This is a genomic window from Bacteroides intestinalis DSM 17393, from assembly GCF_000172175.1.
Classification (GTDB): domain Bacteria; phylum Bacteroidota; class Bacteroidia; order Bacteroidales; family Bacteroidaceae; genus Bacteroides; species Bacteroides intestinalis.
In genome coordinates this window covers 220,852-237,919 of record NZ_ABJL02000006.1, presented here as the reverse complement: position 1 = coordinate 237,919, position 17,068 = coordinate 220,852, and the positions used below count along the sequence as shown (strand labels likewise).

General features: G+C 43.8%; 10 protein-coding genes. All 10 read left to right on the top strand.

Annotation, left to right across the window (positions count from 1 at the left end):
- Nucleotides 1–11: 11 nt before the first annotated feature.
- Nucleotides 12–2,027, top strand: coding sequence for a RagB/SusD family nutrient uptake outer membrane protein (locus BACINT_RS03000; protein WP_007660520.1), 2,016 nt, complete (start codon nucleotides 12–14; stop codon nucleotides 2,025–2,027).
- Nucleotides 2,028–2,054: 27 nt separating this feature from the next.
- Nucleotides 2,055–2,777: a DUF3823 domain-containing protein gene (locus tag BACINT_RS02995; protein WP_021968031.1), complete on the top strand. Its 723-nt coding sequence runs from the start codon at nucleotides 2,055–2,057 to the stop codon at nucleotides 2,775–2,777.
- A 92-nt stretch (nucleotides 2,778–2,869) separates the two neighbouring features.
- The gene (locus tag BACINT_RS02990; protein ID WP_021968032.1) at nucleotides 2,870–4,384 is read left to right on the top strand and encodes a glycoside hydrolase family 71/99-like protein; all 1,515 of its coding nucleotides are present in this window, start codon (nucleotides 2,870–2,872) and stop codon (nucleotides 4,382–4,384) included.
- Nucleotides 4,385–4,595: 211 nt separating this feature from the next.
- Nucleotides 4,596–7,817: an alpha-mannosidase gene (locus tag BACINT_RS02985; RefSeq protein ID WP_007660517.1), complete on the top strand. Its 3,222-nt coding sequence runs from the start codon at nucleotides 4,596–4,598 to the stop codon at nucleotides 7,815–7,817.
- Nucleotides 7,818–7,835: 18 nt separating this feature from the next.
- Nucleotides 7,836–9,071, top strand: a complete 1,236-nt coding sequence (locus tag BACINT_RS02980; protein ID WP_044154683.1) for a hypothetical protein — start codon at nucleotides 7,836–7,838, stop codon at nucleotides 9,069–9,071.
- 42 nt (nucleotides 9,072–9,113) lie between these two features.
- The gene (locus BACINT_RS02975) at nucleotides 9,114–10,373 is read left to right on the top strand and encodes a glycoside hydrolase family 71/99-like protein (RefSeq protein WP_007660513.1); all 1,260 of its coding nucleotides are present in this window, start codon (nucleotides 9,114–9,116) and stop codon (nucleotides 10,371–10,373) included.
- Nucleotides 10,374–10,475: 102 nt separating this feature from the next.
- Nucleotides 10,476–11,444 carry a family 43 glycosylhydrolase gene (locus BACINT_RS02970; protein ID WP_007660511.1) on the top strand — a complete coding sequence of 323 codons (969 nt, stop codon included), beginning with the start codon at nucleotides 10,476–10,478 and terminating at the stop codon, nucleotides 11,442–11,444.
- 6 nt (nucleotides 11,445–11,450) lie between these two features.
- Nucleotides 11,451–13,100: a family 43 glycosylhydrolase gene (locus tag BACINT_RS23290; protein WP_007660501.1), complete on the top strand. Its 1,650-nt coding sequence runs from the start codon at nucleotides 11,451–11,453 to the stop codon at nucleotides 13,098–13,100.
- A gap of 106 nt (nucleotides 13,101–13,206) precedes the next feature.
- A complete protein-coding gene (locus tag BACINT_RS02960) occupies nucleotides 13,207–14,673 on the top strand; it encodes an alpha/beta fold hydrolase (protein WP_021968035.1) in 1,467 nt (488 codons plus the stop codon).
- Between the two features lie 121 nt (nucleotides 14,674–14,794).
- A complete protein-coding gene (locus tag BACINT_RS02955; RefSeq protein ID WP_021968036.1) occupies nucleotides 14,795–17,059 on the top strand; it encodes a GH92 family glycosyl hydrolase in 2,265 nt (754 codons plus the stop codon).
- Nucleotides 17,060–17,068 lie beyond the last annotated feature (9 nt).

Here is a 17,068-nt window from a genome sequence, read left to right as displayed (position 1 = left end):
AAGAATAGAATATGAAAACATTAAAATATATATTTGTAGCAGCTGCATTGGGACTTACGGCAACTTCCTGTTATGATTTGGATTTGGAGCCGAAAGGGCTTGTTTACGAGAATGTGCTGTTTCAATCAGACAATGGCATCAAGAAGTATCTTGCTTCGGCGTATCATGATCTGCCCATTGAGGATTTTAACTATGGTCAGAATGGAGACCAGAAAGGTTATGCTACTTCAAGCAAAGGTGGAAATCAGTGGCAGGCTCAGAAATCTAGTGCAGCATCCTGTGCTGCTGAGGCGGCAGGTCGTGCAACTTCTTATGGCGGCTTTGACTATTGGCCTTATGATCGTATCCGTGAACTTAACAATATGTTGGAAAAATTGCCTGAGTATCAAAGCAATTTTACGGAAGATGTTTATAATTCTTATTTAGGTGAGGCGCGTTTCTTGCGTGCATTCTACTATTTTGGAATGGTGAAACGCTATGGCGGTGTGCCTATTGTAGAGAAGGTACTTGACCCAAAGGCTCCATTGGAGGAACTTCAGCAACCGCGTAATACTGAGTATGATTGCTGGAAGTTCATCTATGAAGATTTGAAGTTTGCTATGGAGAATGCTACTGCCTCCAAAGACGAGGTGGGGCGTGCCAATCGTTATGCAGCTGCGGCTTTGATGTCACGTGCCATGTTATATGCTGGGTCTGTTGCCAAATACAATCAGTATTTGGCTGTCACCGGTCCAGCTGTAAATGCTGGTCTGATGTGCATGACTGCAGATCACGCACAGGAATTCTTCCAATATGCATACGATGCCTGTAAGTTCCTGAAAGATGCTGGATTCAGACTTCATACAGGTGCTGATAAGGAGAAAGCTTATACGGAAGTATTCCTTAATCCGAATACGGTAGAAGATATCATGGTAAAACAGTATGGTCCCAACACCAGCACGCCGTTCGATACCAACTTGTTCCACTGCTGGGACTGTATGGTATTGCCTAAGGGTGTAGGACTCTCCGGTGACGTAGGCGTTGCGCTTCAGCCTGCATGGGAAATCATGGGGTTGTATGAGATGCCTGCCATTATCGATCCGGAAACTGGGAACCCCATTCGTTTCAAAAGTGTGACTGAACTCTGGAACAACGGTGAAATGGAACCTAGATGTCGTGCCAATTACTACTTTACCGGAATGAAAGAAAGCATGTCCGGTACGGAACTTGATTTTCAGGCTGGTGTCTATACTAGCTATCCGGGTACTGTAGCTGATGGTACTGCCGAAACTCAAGGAAGTGTAAATGACTATACTGCTCAGTTCCGTGTGAGAGCTGCTCAGCCCGGTACACGCAAAGATGTCGGTGGTCATGCCAATGTGAAGATTAACGGTATTCATGGTTTGGCGGAAGGTACGGGCGATGAAGGCTATTCTCGTATGGGTGCTTGTATTCGTAAGTATGTACAGGCTGAAGGTACTAATGCCCGTGTGTTCTTTACCAATTCTCAACCTTGGAAAGTATTCCGTTATGGTGAAATTTTACTGAACTGGGCGGAAGCAGCTTATGAACTGGGATTGATTACCGGTAGTGATGATTTGAAGGCAGAAGCTTTTGAGCATATCAATGAAATCCGTGATCGTGCAGGTGCCCATCCTCATGCAATGGTTACCAATCCGGCTGATATAGGTTCCGAAATCTATGGTTTCCCGATTGACGAGAACCTGCAATATATCCGTGATGAACGTGCCCGTGAGCTTGTCTTTGAAAATCACCGTGTGTTCGATATTCGTCGCTGGAGAGTGGCCGACATTATGTTCATGGATGGTGTGTATACTCATGGACTGCTGGCTTATCAGGTTTTGGATGAAATCAATCCCGATTGGAAGGAGGGAGATGATCCTGATAAAAAATATATGTGGATATTCTTGCCTGAAGTGGAACGTGAAGGCCGTAGGGTGAATTTTAATAAGAAAGATTATTACGATCAAATACCGGGTGGTGAAATCAATAAGAATCCGTTACTGGTTCGTAATGATGGCCATTAATGAATAATTATATAGAAAAGTATTGATATGAAAAAGTTAATATATAGTTTAATATGTGCTGCTTCAGCATTGCTGGTGGTATCCTGCATGGGGGTAGATAACTTCGATGCTCCCGATTGCCATTTCTATGGGAAGATTATAGATTCCACTACCGGAGAAGGCATTGTTTCTGATCGAGGAGATTGCCATATTCGCATCTGGGAGGTGAGTTATAAAGTTAATCCCGGAAGTCAGGATCTTGCCATCAAAGAAGACGGTACGTTCAATAATACCAAACTCTTTGCCGGAACGTATGATATGGTACCGGAAGGGTCTTGGTGGCCTTCTGATACTATCCGTATGGGTATCGGTAGCAAGACTACTCAAAATTTTGAGGTGACGCCTTATTTGAAGTTGTTTGACTTCAAAACGAAACTTGAGGGAACCACACTCACCATGTCCTGCCGTTTGGATGCTCCGATTACTGAAGGGCTCCCACAAGTTATGGATGTTTGTCCGTTTCTCAGTTTGAATCATTTCTGCGGTGCTTCCAATCATATTGGTTATTACGATAAGCCCGGCAAGATTAACGTTATGAAAACTTGGGATAAGATTCCTAAAGAGGACGATGGCAAGAGTATAGCGTATGAAGTGTCTTTGCAGGTAAAGCCCGGATACATTTACTTTGTCCGTATGGGTGCCAAAGTAAAGGATAAATTTGAAAAGTACAATTATACAGAAATTGTAAAGATAGAAGTTCCCAACGAGTAGTTGGAGCAGAGGTAGTAAGATTGTGACAATGGCCGGAAGGGAGACGTATGTTTGTTCTTCCGGCCTTTATTTTAACTGAAAAAATGGAAATAATGAAACAAAATAAGATAAATTATTGGCTGTTGGGTACCCTTTTCCTGGGATTAGTAGCCTGTGGTGATGACAAAGGTGACTATATTCCACCGGCAATAGAAGAGCCAGAAACACCTCCTGCAGAAGATGTTTATAATAAGCCGGATTTTGAACTCCATGAAGACGGCAAACCGTTCGATACCTATCGTGGCTTGGTGATGGCAGGCTATCAAGGATGGTTTGGTGCGCCGGGTGACGGATGCAGGCATAGCAATTCTGATAACACGGCTTGGTATCACTATCGTGAAAGTGAAGTGTTCAAGCCGGGAGTTTTGCAGAACTCTATTGATATGTGGCCCGATATGTCTGAATATGAAAAGAGATACACTCCGGGTGTAGATGGACCTAAAGGTCGCTCTTCTAAATTTATATTGCCCAATGGTGAAGCAGCTCAGGTGTACAGTGCTTACGATGAGTCGAGTGTGTTGCTTCATTTCAAATGGATGAAGGAATATGGCATTGATGGTGTCTTTATGCAACGCTTTGTAGGTGAGGTAATCAATAATCCTGATGGAAAAGATCATTTCGATATGGTGTTGAAGCACGCGATGAAAGGAAGTAACCAATTTCAGCGAGCCATCAGCGTGATGTATGATTTAGGTGGGTTTATGGAAGGAAACCGTGATGAAAGTGCGTTGCTTGCCGATGCGAAGGCCATTATGGATACGTATCAATTGTTAGACCGTAACCAACAGAAATACTATCTCTATGAGGATGGCAAACCGTTGCTTGCTCTTTGGGGTGTGGGGTTTGATGAAAAGCCTTTCAATGCAGACCAGATAGCCAGCCTTATAGCTGCATTGAAAGAGCAGGGTTGGAGCATCATGCTGGGTGTGAACGATGATTGGCGTACGCATAGTTCATCTAAATGGCCGCGTGCCAAATATACTGATATTGTGAAGAGTGCCAATGTCATCTTCCCTTGGTTTGTAGGTCGTTATGGTTCGATAGAGGTTTATAATAGCCATCGCAAGCCTATCATTGATGCGGACATTCAATGGTGCAAGAAAAATGGAGTACACTATGCTCCCCACTGTTTCCCTGGTGGAGCTGACCTGAATATGCATCCGAATAATAGTGTGATGGAGCGTCTGGGTGGAAGATTCTTCTGGGAACAGATCTATGGTGGCATCAAGTTGGGAGCAGAAATGATTTACGTCGCAATGTTTGATGAAATAGACGAGGGCACTGCCATCTTCAAATGCCTTAATAAAAGCGATGTACCGAGCAATGTGCCTGAAACGGATTACTATGTGTGGTATAATAAGGCGAAAGGCAGTTATGGGCATGGTTCCTCGCCTAAGGACGAAAGTCAGCTTGAAGGTGGCTGGTGCAAGAAGGCCAGTGAACTGAACATCGTGTTTCAAGGGGTTGAAGATGATCTGCCCACCGACCACTACTTGTGGCTTACGGGGCAGGCTCGTAAGATGCTTCGTGGCGAAGTGCCTTTGAAGAATGCCTGGCCTGCCAGATAAAAGTAGATAATTATATATCCGAACCGTACCTGAGCCTTACTTGCTCCGTACCATCTCCGGGGATTCTCCACTCAGAGGTACTTCTGGCTGGAGAATGTACGGAGCAAGTAGGGCTCAGGTAGGGCTCAGATACGGTTCGGGTATACTCTTCTTATTTCTAAAAGATACCATAATCTATTACGAAAACTTTCTCTAACTAAAAAAGTGAAAGATGAAAAAAATACTATGTTGCATTCTGTCACTGTTTTGCTTCGTACAGATATTGTACAGCCAGCAAAAAGAGTATAAGGCGTATCTGGTAGCAACAGCCCATTTTGATACGCAGTGGAACTGGGATGTACGCGAATCTATTGATGATTATCTGCACCGTACAATGGTACAGAACTTTTGGCTCTTCGAGCGTTTCCCCAATTATATCTTTAACTTTGAGAGTGCTCAGAAATATGCGTGGATGAAGGAGTATTATCCGCACGAGTATGAGCTTGTAAAGAAGTACATCAAGGCAGGACGCTGGAATGTAGTGGGAAGTGCATGGGAAGCGACAGACCCTAATATTCCTTCCTCCGAATCCTTTTTCAGGAATGTCCTGTTAGGGCAGGAATTCTATAAAAAAGAGTTTGGTGTAAAATCAAACGATATTTATCTGCCGGACTGTTTCGGTTTCGGTTACACATTGCCTACCATCGCCGCACACTGCGGATTGATAGGATTCTCTACCCAAAAACTCCAGTGGCGGAAAAATCCATATTTTGGAGAAAAAGAAAAAATGCCGTTCAAGATAGGGCTTTGGCAAGGTCTGGATGGTGCGCGGATCATGGCAGTACTGGATGCCGGAGGATACGGTACATCGTATTACTACGATGATATCAGTATCAATCGCCGCATTCTGGAAAGAGCTAAACTAGGACCTGATAATACGGCTTATAGTTATTATGGTGTAGGAGACCGTGGCGGATCGCCAACGCTTCCTTCCGTCTATTCATTAGAAAAAAGTTTGAAGGCAGATGGCCCGTTAGAAATTATCAGTGCCAAAGCCGGACAAATATATGAAGATTATTATCCTTTTGAAAAGCATCCCGAACTACCCGTTTATGACGGAGAACTGCTGATGGATGTGCATGGAGTGGGGTGCTACACTTCGCAGGCTGCAATGAAACATTTCAACCGACGGAACGAACACTTGGCGGATGCAGCCGAAAGAGCATCTGTAGTGGCGGAAACATTGGGAGGTTTGGAATATCCTTCCGATGCTTTGCGTGAAAACTGGCAGCGTTTCCTGTGGCATCAATTTCACGATGACCTGACGGGAACCAGTATTCCGCAATCATACACTTTCTCCTGGAATGATGAACTGATAGCTCAGACACGTTTTGCAGAAACCATTACTACAGCAGTGGGGGCAGTGAGTCGTGCTTTGGATACCAAAGTAAAAGGGATGCCGGTTGTGGTTTATAATCCTGTAGCTTCCAGTCGGAGAGATGTGGTGAAGGCTACGGTTAAGATGGATAAACGACCGTCAGGAATTAAAGTAACCTCTCAGAAAGGGGAAAATATGCCTGCACAGTTGATTTCTTGGGAGAATGGAATAGCCGAGGTTTTGTTTGTAGCGCAAGTAGATCCACTTAGCTTCTCAGTATATAGCATTCAACCGGGAAGAACTTCATCTTCCGGAAAACTGCTGGCAAAGAACGGAACTCTTGAAAACACTATTTATAAGATAGCATTGAATGAACAGGGTGACATAGCTTCCATTTTTGATAAAAAGAATAATCGTGAACTGGTGCAAACCGGTAAGCCGTTCCGTCTGATGATGTTTACGGAAAATCTTTCTACTGATTATCCGGCTTGGGAAATTTACAAGAAAGTTCTGGATGGGCCGAGTATTTCCATCACGGACAATGTTAAAATTACCGTGGCAGAGAATGGACCGTTGAGAGCATCTTTACGTGTGGAACGTACTCATGAAGACTCTAGGTTTGTACAATATATCACGTTAACGGATGGAGCCGAGGATGATAGAATTGAGATCAGTAACGAATTTGACTGGCAAGGAAAGAAAGCTTTGCTGAAAGCAGAGTTTCCAACCACAATCTCCAATGAAAAAGCTACTTATGACTTGGGTTTAGGTTATGTGAAGCGCGGCAACAATATCGAGAACTCTTTTGAGGTACTGGGACATCAGTGGGCCGACTTGACTGCCGATGATGCGTCTTATGGCATATCCATTTTGAATGAATCTAAATATGGATGGGATAAGCCTGATAATAATACCATCCGTCTGACATTGCTTCATACTCCTCAACCCGGTAAGCATTATACATATCAGGATCATCAGGATCATGGACATCATGCTTTCCGTTATGCCATTGTGGGACATAAAGAGGATGCTGCTCAAGCAGGCATTGCCTGGAAGGCGGAGAATTTCAATCAGCCCCTGTTGGCTTTTACCACTACTAAGCATGCGGGTAAATTGGGGCGTTCTTATTCATTTGCCCGTACAGACCGTCCTCAGATTGCTGTGAAAGCTATTAAAAAAGCGGAAGATGGACGCGGATATATTGTTCGTATCAATGAGATCTATGGCAGTTCTTACGACCAAGCTTATATAGAGTTTGCATCTGATATTGAAAATGCCAAAGAAGTAAACGGAATAGAGGAAGGAAAAGGTGAAGTTACTTTCTCTGGTAATAGGCTGATCGTCAGTGGTAAAGCTTTTCAACCCCGCACATTTAGGGTTACATTCAAACAAAAGCCTTTGCTGACGGTTCCTGAATGCCAACCATTGGAACTGCCCTATAATGCGGTAGCCTTAACAACTGATGAGTTTAATCGTGCTGGTAATTTCGACCGGCAAGGTAATTCACTGGCAGCCGAACTGATGCCCGAAAAGATCCTTTCGGATGGGGTTGAATTCAGTATACAGAATGATCCTGCTATTTTCAATTACGTCCGGGCGAATGGGGATACCATTCTTTTGCCTGAGCATCATGGCATGGATAAACTATTTCTTCTGGTGACTTCTGTAAAGGATGACCGTCGGGCTACTTTCCTGGTGGATGATAAGCCTTATCAGGTAAATGTGCCTTATTATTCCGGTTTCTATGGACAGTGGGGATGGAAAGGCGAAAGTGAGGGATATATCAAAGATGCTTCTATCGGCTATATTGCCAATCATAAACATAGTGCACGCAAAGGAAATGACTCTTATAACTTTGCTTATCTGTACAAGGTATGTTTAGATATTCCGGCAAATGCCCGAATGCTGGTTCTGCCCAAAGATGCAGGTATCGCTTTATTCGCTGCAACGCTGACCGGTAATCAGAACTATGATACCGAACCGATTACGGAAATGCGTGTGTTGCCTTACCTGACCAAACAAATAGAGTATACATCCGAACCGGTACCCTTCTATCGGGAACGGAGTGCTTGGTAAACCTATTAACTGGCTATTATGAAAAATATTATATATAATTTTATTATATTGATTCTCTTTTGCCCTTGTTCCATGTGGGGGCAGGGGAAGGAGTACAGTTTCGATGAGAGAGGCATTTCCCGGCAGGTGTTGGAAAATTATCTGGAGCGTTCCATTACAATGGTCTATCTGTTGATGCCAGATAAACCGGAAGGACGTAGAGTGTATTCTTATCATGCCGATGATATGCGTATGGTCAAGGATATCGGAGCAAAGTTTATCGGTCGTTCCATTTACCGGTGGGGAGGCGAAAGCTTGTTGGACAAACCTGAATTCTGGAGTAAAGCGAAAGCATTTGCTGGTGAATTGCACGCCTATGACCCTGATATAATCCTTCTGGGGTGCCTGTTTGAGATCGTTACAGAGGAGGTGAATCAGGTGAAGATACCCGATTGGGTGTTTAAGGGGTATGGATTGCCGGTTGAATCACGTAACTTTTCTTATGTTGATATGCTGAATAAAGAAGGGCTTCTGGTCGATCATTGGCGTAAAGGCGGTAGTGTACCGGATATTAGTCGACAGGAAACTCAACTTTGGTTCTATTATCTTGCTTGTTCTTACATCAATGTCGGTTGCGAGGCTTTTCATCTTGGGCAGATCGAGTTGATTGGAATGAATGATCCGGAACGGGATTCCTGGGCTCGTGTCATTGCTAAAATACGTGAGTATGCGCGTACTCATGCCCGCCGTCACTGGGTGTTGCTGGATGCCCATACTCCTTATGGAGGAATGGTAAGGAATGGGGTGAGCTTGCTCGACTTCAATTCTTTCCCGCTTCGCATCAAGGAAATTCCTTCTGAACCCTATAAAGCTGAACTTGCTGTGAATCATCTGGATGCTCTTTATAAAAAGAGCAAAGGGCGTATTTCCCCTAGCGGATGGAAATGCGAGCATCTGCCATATCTCGTGGAGTTTGATAATTATGGCAGGGGGAAAGAAGCGAATGTGGCGGATCTGAACTCCCATTTTGTATGGGGATGGGACGAAATTTCCTGGCTGTCCCTGCAACCGGAAGATTACCGGAATGAGTGGTTGACGTATGCGTATCATTGGATACATCGTACCGACCCGAATGGGCATCTGGAAATGCCCGGTTGCCGGATGATAACCTGTCCGAATCAAACCGAAGGTAACTATCGTGCCAATATGAGAAGTGAAGCATGTCCCTTTGGATACTCTCAGGAAGAAACAATCAAAGAACTTTGGAACAAATAATAACAACTGAAATATTAAATATCTAATTAAATTATTGCTACCATGAAGAAATGCTTTTTACTATTGCTCGTTTTTTTCTTGTTCGGGAGTCTGAATGCAGCACCCAAACATTCTAAGAATACTAAATATCCATCTTACAAAGGTTTGGTTATGGCTGGGTATCAAGGTTGGTTTCACCAACCGAGGAAAGGGGTAATGTACCCGGATGAGAACAGTGTCCGCATAGATATGTGGCCGGATGTGAGTGAGTATGAGAAAACATATCCGACGGGACAGAAATTGGCAGATGGTTCTACTGCCCGCTTTTTCTGTTCTACGGATGAGAGCACGGTAGATCTGCATTTCAAGTGGATGAAGGAGTATGGGTTGGATGGTGTATTCATGCAACGTTTCTTCGGGGCTGCCCGTCCGGAAGCACGCAGGCGGAGCACAGTGCTGAAGCATGCCATGAAGGCGGCTTCAAAATATGGACGTGCTATTGGGGTTATGTATGATTTGTCCGGCCTGGCAGCTAAAGGTGAAGATTGCTCCATGTTGATTGACGACTGGAAATATCTGGTTGATTCGCTGCGTGTAACTAATCAGACAGGTGAACAGACTTATGTCTTTTATAATGGCAAACCGTTGGTTACTATCTGGGGTGTCGGTTTTCCTGATCGTCCGTATGATATTCGTAATATCGGTTTGGAACGTTTTATTGATTTTCTCAAAAATGATCCGGAATACGGAGGCTGTAGCGTAATGTTGGGAGTACCTACTTTCTGGAGAGACCTGAATGCCGATTGCGTACATGATCCTTACTTGCACGAGCTTATCAGACAGGCGGATATTGTTCTGCCATGGATGGTGCAGCGCTTTACTCCGTTGCTCCACAATGATATGGACCGTTATCGGGATGTTATTCTCGATGATATAGCTTGGTGCAAAGAGAATAATATCGGTTATGTGCCTTGTGTGACTCCGGGATTCAGTTGGCATAATCTGAGCCGCCATGCTTTTAAGGATGATGTGAAACCTTCCGGTTCTATTCCCCGTCAGGGCGGACGCTTCTATTGGCAACAGATTTCTACGGCAATCAATGCAGGGGCTACGATGCTGTATGTAGCTATGTTCGATGAAGTGAATGAAGGTACTGCCATTTTCAAGTGTACAGATAATCCTCCGGTGGGAAAAGAAGTCAAGTTTGTGGGTATGGATGGGATGCCATCCGATCATTACCTGTGGCTGACGGGTGAGGCGGCAAAGATGCTTCGTCGTGAGAAACCGCTGAGCTTTGAGATGCCCCGGCGGGATGCGAAATAGAAAATCGAAAAAAACAGCGAATTATTAAGTTGAAATTAAGAGCTTTGTTAATCAGCCAACTCTAATTTTGCTCATATTAAATATTAAAACTATAAAAAGCGTATGAAAAATTATTTGATTACCTTGGCTGCTTTGTCGTTGACATTGATGAGTTGCAACAACCAGAAGCAAGCTAAAACGGTTACTTTAGGTCCGAATCCTTTCATTACTCACATGTATACAGCTGATCCTTCTGCCCATGTATGGGAAGACGGACGTCTGTATGTTTATGCTTCTCATGATATTGATCCTCCGCGTGGATGCGATTTAATGGACCGCTATCATGTATTCTCTACAGATGACATGGTTAACTGGACAGATCATGGTGAAATATTGAACTCTTCGCAAGTGTCTTGGGGACGTAAAGATGGTGGCTTCATGTGGGCACCCGATTGTGCATATAGGAATGGTACTTATTATTTTTACTTTCCGCACCCGAGTGGTGATGACTGGAACAATACCTGGAGAGTGGGTATAGCTACCAGTAAGCATCCTGCCAAAGACTTTACCGTACAGGATAAGTATATTGACATGATAGGAATGGAAGACGATTGCTTTGCCATGATAGACCCTTGCGTCTTTGTGGATGATGATGATCAGGCTTACTTCTACTATGGCGGTGGAGGCCGTTGTGTAGGTGCCAAAATGAAGGATAATATGATGGAACTGGCAGAACCGCTGCGTGCTATGGAGGGTCTGAAAGATTTTCATGAGGCTGCCTGGGTACATAAAAAAGACGGTGTGTACTATTTGTCCTATGCTGATAACCATGCGGAGAATGGCAAGGGGGCTAACCGTTTAAATTATGCAACCAGTAATTCACCGTTAGGACCATGGACATATCAGGGTGTTTATCTGGAACCGACAGGTTGCGATACAAGTCATGGCTCTATAGCTGAATATAACGGTGAATGGTATGCTTTCTATCATAACTGTTCTATTTCCGGAAGGGGAAACCTTCGCTCTATTTGTGTAGACAAGCTATACTATAATCCGGATGGAACTATCAAAGTAGTAGAACAAACAAAATAAATTTGTATGCGTCTATTTATTCATCTGTTGAAGTTGGGTTTCTTTATTGCTGCACTTGCTCTTACAGCTTGCAGCGATAAAGATACGCCGGGGGAAATACCTCCAGAAGTTCCCCCTGAAGTGCCAGAGGTAGATCCTCCGGTTCCTGATGGGCCGTATGAGTACGATTATGATATGGACTATGATTCGGAAAAATATCTGAAAGCTTATAAAGGGACGGCCTATAAAGGTCCGCACCGCGTGCCCGGCACTGTAGAAGCGGAAGACTTTGATGAGGGAGCACAGAATGTGGCCTATTATGAGAGCGACTCTAAACTGGCTGATGCGGGGTACAGAGGTTCCCACGCCGTTGATGTTCGTGCAGAAAGTAAGGCTTCCGGAGGTTATTATATCGGTGATGTACAGCCAGGTGAATGGATGTGTTATACGATTGAGGTAGATGAGGATGGTGCCTATGCCATTGAAACATTCTGTGTGAAAGGGGACGGATCGGAGGGAAGTTTTTACTTTGAGGTAGATGGTCGGGGTGCAAGCCGCAGTATAGATATGCCTCTTGGGGGATGGACGGATTTTAGCCATAAAGTGAAAGCTAATGGAATCCAGCTGACTAAAGGGAAACATGTACTGAAGTATTGTGCCAATACACCGGGAAACATCGATAAGTTCGTTTTAACGCGTACAGGTGAGTTGGAAGATATTTCTAATTCTTTCACTTACCCTGTTACGGAAGCAATGAGTAATCCCCTGTTTGTAGAGTGGGAGTCACCGATGTACAATAGTTGGATAAAGGGACCTCTTTACACAGCTGATGCTTCTGCGCATGTATGGAACATTGATGGGAAAGAAGTACTTTATGTGTATGCTTCGCATGATATGGAGCCTGCACTTGGATGCGACCGCATGGATCGCTATCATGTTTTTTCTACGGAAGATATGGTGAATTGGACCGATCATGGGGAGATAATGAATGCAGCCACAGTGCGAAAACATAATGGTTGGGGGTGTGATGGCTTCATGTGGGCTCCAGATTGTGCTTATAATCCGGAGAATCAAATCTATTATTTCTACTTCCCGCACCCGGCCAATGCTGCTAATTGGAATAGTACCTGGCGGGTGGGAGTAGCTACCAGTAAGTATCCGAATAAGGAATTCCGTGTAAGAGGTTATATTGAGGGTATGCCTCCGGAAATTGACCCTTGCGTATTTATAGATGAGGATGGGCAACCTTACATTTATAATGGAGGTGGAGGTAAATGCTATGGTGGTAAGTTACGGAAAGATGACTGGACGAAACTGGACGGAGAGGTTAAACCGATGACCGGCTTGAGTGATTTCCATGAAGCGACCTGGATACATAAATACAATGGCAAGTACTATCTATCGTATGCGGATAATAACCCGGGTGCCAATCGTTTGAGGTATGCAACAAGCGATTCCCCGTTAGGTCCATGGAAGTATGAGGGGATTTATCTGGAACCGACCACTTGTGACACAAGTCATGGTTCTATTGTAAAGTATAAAGGTCAATGGTATGCCTTCTATCACACTTCTGATTTTTCAGGACAGGGAAATCTACGTTCGGTTTGTGTAGATAAGTTGCTCTATAATTCGGATGGAACCATACAGGTCGTAAAGCAGACCCGCGGAAACAAATAGAAGTTAGATTGGCAGGATAAAAAATGTAGCATAGGGTATTGCCCTATGCTATACAATGAAAGTCTGTCAGACTTAATTGATTAACTTGAATTTAATGAATAATACGATGAAGAACTTATTTTTTCTCTTCCTTTTTTCTCTTGTAGCGATGTCCGTAAGGGCTCAGTCTTTTACCGGTGAGAAGACGGATTGGCACGGCTTCGATCGCTACGATTTTGTAATGAGTGAAACAACATTCCAAATTAAACCTATCAAGGCAACACAACGTGAAGGAGCAGGTGTTGCGGGCCCGGAAAAAGGAATGCGTAGATGCATTGTCGTTGTCCCGAAACAGGCTGCTGAAGGTAATCCATGGTCATGGCGTGGTTGTTATTGGGATCATCAGCCACAAGCGGAAATTGAGTTATTGAAGCGTGGCTTTCATATTGTTTACATCACTACCGATCCCGATCAGACATGGGAAGTATGGTATAATTTCCTGGTGAATGAGCACGGCCTTTTTCCTAAACCTGCGTTTATTGGTATGAGTCGCGGCGGAGCTAATTCTTTTACTTGGGGGACAGAACATCCTGATAAAGTTCTGGCTATTTGTGCCGATAATCCCGGACTTTCACAAAAAAGTTTGATGGGAATGGATAAACTTGCCAGACAGGATGTCCCTATCTTGAATATCTGTGGTAGCATCGACCCTATACTCAATAATACTTATGCCATTCAAGGTGTTTATCAAGGTAATGGTGGGCGTATGTCGGTTTTGATCAAAGACGGTACGGCACATCATCCGCACAGCTTGCAGGATCCGAATATTATTGCGGATTTTGTCGAACAGGCTTATAAGGAAAAACCGGCTGAGAAGCCTGCATTTCTGCCCGATAAATACAAAAAAAGTAATTTCTACAGTACAGATCCTATTTATTCGTATGCTGAATATGATAAACTCTGGATTACCTCATGGGGACCTTATTTTACAGGTAATTATAATAAATATATGTTCTCATTGGAAGGTGTGGAAGGACTGGTTACGGTTATCGCTCCTGAGAAACCTGCTGCCGGAAATCCTTGGATTTTCCGTTGCGATCAGCCGGATGGTAATTCTGCTGTAGATTTGGGATTGCTTGCACGTGGTTTTCACATAGTGGTTGCTCCCATTGCTTATAATGCTGATGGTCCTTTATTTGACCAGTGGAGCATTGCATACAATTATCTTGTGAGTAAGGGATTTGCAGCACATCCGGTTGTAGCCGGTCGTGAAGGTGCGACAGGAGAAGTTTATGCCTGGGCTATTGAGAACCCTGATAAGATAGCCGGAATCTATGGGGAAAATCCTATTTTGCGTTCTTCTTTAGCGAAGATTCAGCCATTGGATAATCTGAAACCGCTTGCCGAGGCGAAGGTTCCTATTCTGCACGCTTGCGGGAGTCTGGATCCTAATTTGAAGACTCAGACTGGTGAAGCTAAAAAACGCTATGCAGGCAAGATGACAGTAATCATTGATGCTGGACGTGGGCATTATCCGATTACTCCTGAAAATCCAAAGAAATTAGTAGAATTGATTGAAAAGATGATTAAATAGTAGACTAATTAGCCACTTTATTCAAATTTAATTAGCGATTAAGTCTTTTTTAATTGAAAGGGAAAGTGCTGAGCCTTACATTTGCCTTCAAGAAATAAATATAAACTAAAACTGTTATATTATGAAAATTACACATTGCCTGGCTTCTGTAGCTTTAGTTTCCATGTTGGGCGCTTGTAGTGGAGTACAAAACCAAGTAGCCGCCGTGAAAGGTCCGGTGGACTATGTGAATCCTTACATGGGAAATATCAGTCACTTGCTGGTGCCTACTTTCCCGACTATTCACCTGCCGAATAGTATGCTTCGTGTCTATCCCGAACGGGCGGATTATACAACAGATCAGTTGAAAGGTCTTCCTTTGATTGTGACTAGTCATCGTGGTAGTTCTGCTTTCAATCTGAGTCCGTATCAGGGAGATAAACTTCGTCCGGTTATAGCTTATAGCTATGATGATGAGAAGTTGAAACCTTATTATTATGAGGTGGTTCTCGATGACGAGGAAATTAAAGTGAAGTATGCACCTTCTCATCAGTCGGCTCTTTATCAGATAGATTATAGTCAGCAGGATAAGCCTGTATACATGATGATCAATTCGCGTAACGGTGCTATCAAGGCAGGTGACGGTTTTGTGAGCGGTTATCAACAACTGGAGAATAATACGCGGGTTTACCTGTATATAGAATCGGACGTTACCCCTATAGAAACAGGTATTCTGGCTGATGGTAAAATAGATGCAGACAAGAAAGAAGCAGAAGGGCGTAATGCCTGTGCTGTAATGCACTTTGCAGACGGAACAAAAACAGTCAACTTGCGCTATGGAATTTCATTTATAAGTGAAGAACAAGCCAAGAAAAACCTGCAACGTGAATTGGCTGATTATAATCTGCAGGCTTTAGCAGAAAAGGGACGTCAGATCTGGGATAAAGCATTGAGCGATATTCAGGTAGAAGGTGGCAGTGAGACAGATAAACAGGTTCTTTATACATCGCTTTACCGTGTATTCGAACGTCCGGTTTGTATCAGCGAAGGCGGTCGTTATTTCAGTGCATTCGACGGAAAGATACACGAAGATAATGGTGAGCCGTTCTACACAGACGATTGGATTTGGGATACTTACCGTGCTGCCCATCCTTTGCGTCTTTTGATTGATGAAGGAACAGAAAAGAATGTGATTGACTCTTATTTGCGCATGGCGGAACAGATGGGAGATATGTGGATGCCTACTTTCCCTGAGATTACAGGTGACTCTCGTCGTATGAACTCTAATCATGCTGTGGCAACCGTAGCGGATGCGGCTGCTAAAGGCTTACAATTCGATTTGGCTAAAGCCTATGAAGCTTGCCGTAAAGGTATTGAAGAAAAAACACTGGCTCCGTGGTCGGGTGCTGCTGCCGGTTGGATTGATGATTTCTATAAGAAGAACGGATATATCCCTGCACTTCAGGAAGGAGAAAAAGAAACAGATCCGAATGTACATCATTTCGAAAAGCGTCAGCCGATTGCAGTAACGTTGGGAACTTCCTATGACCAGTGGTGTTTGTCGCGCATAGCCGATATGTTGGGAAAAAAAGAAGATGCTGCTCATTATCTACAATGTGCTCATAATTACCGTAATGTGTATAATGCAGAAACAGCTTTCTTCCATCCGAAGGATAAGAATGGTAAATGGATCGAACCATTCGATTATCGTTTCTCCGGAGGTATGGGTGCACGTGAATATTATGGTGAGAATAATGGTTGGGTTTATCGTTGGGATGTTCCTCACAATGTAGCTGATCTGATTGATCTGATGGGAGGTAACCAACAGTTTATTGCGAACTTGGATCAGACCTTCCGTGAACCGTTGGGACGTGGTAAATATGCTTTCTATGCACAGATACCGGACCATACCGGAAATGTGGGACAATTCTCAATGGCCAATGAACCCTCTCTGCATATTCCTTATCTGTATAACTATGCAGGTCAGCCTTGGAAGACGCAGAAACGTATTCGTCAGTTGCTGAAGACTTGGTTCCGTAATGACTTGATGGGATTACCGGGTGATGAAGACGGTGGCGGTATGTCAGCATTTGTAGTTTTCTCTTCTTTAGGTTTCTATCCGGTAACTCCGGGTTCTCCGTCTTATAATATCGGCAGCCCTTTGTTTACTAAGGCTAAGGTAATGTTGAGCAATGGAAAGGTATTTGAGATAGAGGCACAAGGTGCATCGGATGAAAACAAATACATTCAGTCTGCCACATTGAACGGAAAAGAATGGAATAAGCCTTGGTTTAGTCATGACGACATAAAAGAAGGCGGAAAATTGGTATTGGTGATGGGCAGCAGGCCTAATAAAACATGGGGTAGCGCAGGCGATGCAGTACCTCCATCTGCAGAAAAACAATAAGGTATAATA